The 5,695-nt window shown below is 74.9% G+C and carries 3 protein-coding genes and 1 pseudogene; 1 reads left to right on the top strand and 3 read right to left on the bottom strand.

Annotation, left to right across the window (positions count from 1 at the left end; all coding sequences use genetic code 11):
- A partial coding sequence (locus EJK15_RS67220; RefSeq protein ID WP_276615614.1) for a citrate/2-methylcitrate synthase occupies nucleotides 1-591 on the top strand: 591 nt, incomplete at its 5' end.
- On the opposite strand, the gene EJK15_RS67215 is transcribed toward EJK15_RS67220, so the two are convergent.
- The 3 genes and pseudogenes from EJK15_RS67215 to EJK15_RS67205 form a co-directional block, all read right to left on the bottom strand.
- Nucleotides 584-3,658, bottom strand: coding sequence for a coiled-coil domain-containing protein (locus EJK15_RS67215; protein ID WP_240778101.1), 3,075 nt, complete (start codon nucleotides 3,656-3,658; stop codon nucleotides 584-586). The two genes, EJK15_RS67220 and EJK15_RS67215, sit on opposite strands and share 8 nt — an antisense overlap.
- 45 nt (nucleotides 3,659-3,703) lie before the next feature.
- Nucleotides 3,704-5,386: a hypothetical protein gene (locus EJK15_RS67210; protein WP_240778100.1), complete on the bottom strand. Its 1,683-nt coding sequence runs from the start codon at nucleotides 5,384-5,386 to the stop codon at nucleotides 3,704-3,706.
- Nucleotides 5,386-5,695, bottom strand: a pseudogene (locus EJK15_RS67205) (hypothetical protein); the annotation flags it as partial. The gene EJK15_RS67210 and the pseudogene EJK15_RS67205, both read right to left, overlap by 1 nt.

Genomic DNA, 5,695 nt, shown 5'->3' with positions numbered 1-5,695 from the left:
GCCCCGCCCGCCCTGCTCGACGCGGTGGGGGCAGCGCTGGTCCTGCTCGCCGACCACGAGCTGGCCGCCTCCACTCTGGCCGCCAGGGTCGCCGCCTCCGCCAAGGCCGACCCGTACGCCGTGGTCCTGACGGGCTTCGGCGTGCTGGGCGGCCCGCTGCACGGCGGCGCCTCGTACGGCGCCGAGCGCCTGCTCGCCGAGGTCGACGAGCCAGGCCAGGCGGCGCGGGCGATCGCGGAGCGGGTACGGCGCGGCGAGCGCATCCCCGGCTTCGGCCACAGCATCTACAAGAACGGCGACGGGCGCGGCGGCCTCCTGCTCGACCTGATCAAGGAGGCCGCGCCGGGACACGAGCGGATCGCCGCCGGCCTGGCCGTCCTGGAGGAGATGCGCAGGCGGAGGCTCCCCGAGCGGAACATCGACTTCGCCCTCGCCATCCTCGCCGCCGTGAGCGGCATGGTGCGCGGCGCGGGCGAGGCCGTCTTCGCGGTGGCCAGGGCGGCGGGATGGCTGGCGCACGCCATGGAGGAGTACGACCGAGGCGCCCTCCTCCGCCTGCGCGCCTCCTACACCGGCCCGCCGATCAGGTAGCCGCCGTCCGGTCCACGTACGCCGCCAGCGCCCGCACCCGCTCGGCGTGCTGGTCATGCCCGACGATCACCGGCGGGTCGTTGTACGGCATCGCGTCCGACGACCGCCGCAGCTTGATGTATTGCCCGCAGGCGTCGATCGCATACGGCTCCATGTCGTCCTGCAACGCCCCGATCACCGTGATCCCGTACGTCTCTCCGATCCTCCTGAACAGCGCCACCGCCTCCCTGCGGTGCTCCTTGCCCAGATTGCGCCCCAGCTCGTCGAGCACCAGGCACAGATGCCCGCCCCCGGACGAGGCGATCGCCGCCGCGCACACCAGCTTGACCGCCTTCTCGTCCATGAGCGCGGTGTTGGCCCGCCGGTTGTACGGCACGAACCCCTGCCCCTCGCCGCGCCGCCACTTCGGCGTCACCCGCCACTGCCAGCGCTGCTCCGGATCGGCGGGCGCGGGCGGCACCGGGAACTCCAGCGTCGCGCCGTAGCCGCCGTATGACGTGTCGAGCTTCTCGAACTCCTCCGCCACCCGCGTGAGCCGCGCCTTGATCGCCGCCGTCAGCGCCGCCCGGTGCACGGCCGTCGACTGGGCCGCCTCCTCCGCGCCCCTGGCCGCCGCCGCCAGGTCCCGCTGCCTGGTCACGATCTGCGCCTCGATCTGCCCGCGCTGATGCCGTTCGTACTCCTCCTGACCCCGCAGGTACGACGCGAGCGCCCCGCACACCGCCGCGAACGTCGCCTGCTCCCGCGCCGTGCTCCCGCCCCGCTCGCTCAGCAGGAACCGCAGCTCCTCCGGGATCTCGGCGTCCTCCTCCGGGAACGTGTCGCGCAGCGCCTGGTCGAAGTGCCGCTCGGCGATCCGCCACCACTCCTCGGCGGTACGCGGCCGCTCCTCCTCCGGCAGCGCCTCCAGCCATTCGCGTGCCGTCCGCACGGTGCCGCCCCAGTCGGCGGTCAGCGCGCCGAGCCTGAGCGCCTCGCGTTCCGCGCCGACCTTCCCCTCCTGGTCGCGGGCCTGCGCCCGCTCGGTCTCGTGCCGCTGCCGCCTGCCCTCCAGCCGCTCGATCTCCATGTCCCTCGTACGCCCGCGGAAGTCCAGCGCCCCGGCCTGCCGTTCGGCCTCGGCGACCTTGGGGGCCAGCTCCTCGATGGCCGCGTTCAGCTCGCCCAGCCTGGCCCGCCGCTCGCCCAGCCGCGCCTCGACCTCGGCCAGCCGTACCCCGGCCCGGGCGCCCTCCAGCCGCCGCTGCGCCTCGGCGACGGCCTCCTCCCCATCGCCTACGGCCTGCGCCGCCGTCTCCTGGACATCCCTGGCCCGGTGCAGCCGCTGCTCGGCTGCCTTGATCCGGGTCTCCCGCCCGGTCGCCACCCCGTCGAACGCCCCCACGACGCTCACCCCGGCCGCGCTGACCAGCACGGACCCGGGAAGCCCGGCCAGCGCCTCGGCCGCCGACGGGAGCCGGGCGGCGTCCACGATCACGGCGTGCTCGTGCGGCCACCCCCGCAGCCCGGCGGACTGCGCGGCTTCGCGGGCCTGCTCGGCGACGTCCAGCGCGTCCAGCAGGCCCGTCGCGCCGACGCCCGCCGCCGCGAGCGCGTTGAGCTGGGCCGCCGCCGGTCCGCCCTCCGCGTCGTCCAGCGCCGCCTGCGCGGACGACACCTCCCGGTCGGCCACGCCCAGCGCCTTGAGCGCCTCGTTGAGCCGGAGCCGGACCTCGCGCAGCTCCCGCTCGGCCGCGGGCACGTCACGCCCGTCGGCGAACCTGCGGCTCTCCTCCAGCGCCGGGATCTGCCCGCGCAGCTCGTCGGCGGAGTTTTCCGCCACCGCGCGGTCGGCGTCCAGCTTGGCGGCCGTGGCCTGCAGCGCCGCCAGCTCCTTGCGGGCCTGCGCCACCTGCCGGTCGAGCGTGTCCTCCTTCAGCGTGGCGATCTCCGCCCTCACCATGGCGATCGCCTCGGCCGCCGCCGCGCCGGCCGCGCGGTGCCGTTCGAGGTCGGCGGCCAGCGACTCGTCCTTGGCCGCGGCGTCGGCCAGCTTGCGCGCCTGCCTGCCGCGCCAGCACCGCAGCGCGTCGGCCAGGCGTACCCTCGCCTGATCACGCCGGTCGAACGTGGTCAGCAGCGCCTTCGACTCCGCCTCGAACTCCGCCAGCCGGTCGCCCGCCTGCGCCGCGCGCACCCGCCTGGCGTGCTCGTCGCGGCGGGCCTCCCGCTCCTGCTCCAGCTCGGCGTCGAGGCCGGTGAGCGCGGCGATGGCCTCGAAGACCCGCTCGGGGGAGATCTCGTTGAGCGGCTGGGAGAGCAGGTTGGTGGCGACCTTGCTGCGTACGGAGGTGGACAGGAACGACACGCACCTGACCCGGTCGCCGTAGAGGACCTTGGTCAGGTCGCGGGCCACCACGTCGCGCCGGCCCGCCGACTTCGGCAGCGACGCCCAGATCTCGTCGGCCCGCGCCACCCGCTCGGCCTCGGACGGGGAGGCCGCCAGATGCACGCCCTCCCGCCACCGGATCTCCAGGTGCGGCGCCTCCTGATTGACCTTCAGCCACACGGTGAGCGCCCCGCCGGAGGTGTCCGGCACCTCGAACAGCTCACCGCTCGGCTCCTCACCGTCCGGACCGCCGAGCACGAGCTCACCGGAGACCGCCGCCCCGCCATGGGGCGTGGGCTGCGCGTTGCCGTCGTCGGCCGCCTGCGCTGGAAAGCCGTCCATTCCCGGCGGGCCGAAGACGCCCACGATGTAGCCGTGGTCGGCGCTCGCCCACTGGCGGGCGCCCGCGCCGCTGGCCAGCTCGGCGTTGAACAGCAGCTCAGACACCGCCTTGGCGCCCGAGGCGAAGCGCCACTGCTCGTCGCCGAGCAGGGCCGTGATCGACGCGATGAACGACGACTTACCGGCGCCGTTGGAGTCTTTCGGCCCGGCGCCCGCCACGACGATGAGCGTGCCGGGGACGGTGGGCACCGGATGGGTCGACAGCCGCGAAATGTTGACCGCCTGCACGGCGATCAGCACCCGGTCCCCGACGACGTTCTCCACCTGCGACACGTTGATCCCCCGTAACCCTTTCATCCGTCATTGCGCCGACATCTCCGTCCCGTGCGGGCGGGTGCGCGTTCATCTCGCCGATCTCCGAGCCCGTACGGCGGCCGCCAGCGGCGTGCTCGGCCCGGCCGCCAGGATCAGCTCCTCCTGCAGCCGCCGCCGTGCCACCGGAGTGAGCCGGTGGAACTGCGGCCCGGGCACATATCCGCCCGCCTCCTCGCCGGCCTTCACCTGGCTCAGCAACCCGGCGTGCCGCAGCACCCGCAACGCCGCCTCCAGCTCGCCGATCGGCAACTGCGTGTGGCGGCGCAGCTCGTCCACCGGCGTGGGATGCGGCGACAGCCAGGAGTCCTCGGGCAGCAGACCCTCGGCCCTCGGGATCGCCACCGAGTGCACCAGCACCAACGTCAGCACCGCCCGCTCGCTCACTCCCAGCTTCACGCCCGCCCCCGGGGCCGATGCCCGCCCGCCGGGGTCCGCCGCCTCGTCAGGGACTGGGGCGTCGGACGTCTCGGCAGGAAGCGCTGGGCCGGAAGCCCCGTCCGCGCCGGGATGGGTGGTCGTACTCGCCTGATCGGCTTCGCCGGTGGCGGTGAGTGCGGCGGCGCAGGTGTCGTCGTAGCCGGACGTCCAGCGGTCGCGGTGCTGGATCAGGGTACGGCCGCGCCGCGCCAGCATCTCGCCCAGCGTGTGGCGCAGCGCCGGGTCGCGCAGAGCGGCGAACCGGACCTCCTGCACCGGCTCGGCGGCGTACTCCACCACCATGAACGCCGCCACCAGCTCGGCCCGCCGCCGCTCGTCGTAGGCCCCCAGCAGATGGTCGAACTCCGCCGCGCCGCCCTCGACCCGTCCACCGGCTCCCGGCTCCTGGACAGGGACGGCCTCGGCGAGTCGGGCGGCGGCCACGATGTCGGCGTCGCCCACCACGGTGAGCTCGGGGCGCTCCGGCTCAGGCAGGCGGCGTACCAGCTCCTGCAGCTGTGCGTGCGACTCCACCGGCCACAGAGCACAGCGCGGGCCCAGCAGGACCACGCCGTCGTCCATGACGATCCACGCCGAGTCGTGCAGCCGGCGCAGCGCCCCGATCGCCCAGTTGCGCATCAGGTCGTCGGTACGGCCGATCAACGCGCGGTACGTGTCGAGCACCAGCTCCACCGGCGCCGGATCGCCCGGCCACGGGTCCACGGACAGGTCCGTCCAGCAGCACTTGAGCACGGCGGCAAGGACGCGCCTGGTCTCCCCGGCCCGCTCCACGGGGACGGGCGCGACCTGGTATTCGTCCAGCAGCGACGGCGTCACCCCGTCGGGCCAGACCGGCAGGGCCTGCCCGGTGGAGTCCGGCCACGTCAGGCGTACCATGCCGGCGGGCGCGGCAGCCCCGGCGCCCAGCCACAGCGGCCCACCCGACCGCGCCCGCGCATGGTCGACGGGCCCGTCGACCGTCTTGGAGCGCGCCTGCAGGGGAGCACCGACCCGCCCGGCTGTTCTGGAACGGGACTGCATCCGCGTGCGAGCACCGTCGGTGGCCTGTGAGCGGGCCTGCGTGCGTGTGCCGCCCTGATCGGCCACCGCCCCCGAGCGGATCTGCGCGTCTGTGCCGATCTGATCGGCAGCCGCTCCGGAGCGGGTCGCCGCTTTGGCACCCACATTGCCGCCCCCGGGAGCGCGCACGGCGGCCGGCGCGGGAGCGTGAGCAGGCGTGGCCTCGGGGCGATCGTTCCCCTGGCCGGGGCCGAGGTTGTCGGTGGTGCTCATCAGGCGCGCTCCAGGTAGCCGTGCGACAGCCAGGCCGGCTCGCGACCCGGATCGATGGTGAGCCCGTCGGCCCAGGTCAGCCGGTAAGGCAGCTCCGGCCGGAGGTCGACGGTGGTCAGGTCGGCGAGGACGCGGCGGGCCGACGGCCAGTCGAGACCGAGCACGTCGGCGAGCGCCACCCGGGAGGCGTCCCCCAGCAGCGACTCGGCCACCGACGTCAGCCGTTCCATCGCCGCGCTCGGCGAGGAGTCCAGCGAGTCGGCGGGCCCGGGATCCGGCAGGTTGGAGCGTGGGGGAGTGGGCTGGGCC

It is taken from the genome of Nonomuraea basaltis, from assembly GCF_005893125.1.
GTDB classification, from domain to species: Bacteria; Actinomycetota; Actinomycetes; order Streptosporangiales; family Streptosporangiaceae; genus Nonomuraea; species Nonomuraea basaltis.
This window is presented reverse-complemented; position numbering and strand designations above follow the sequence as displayed.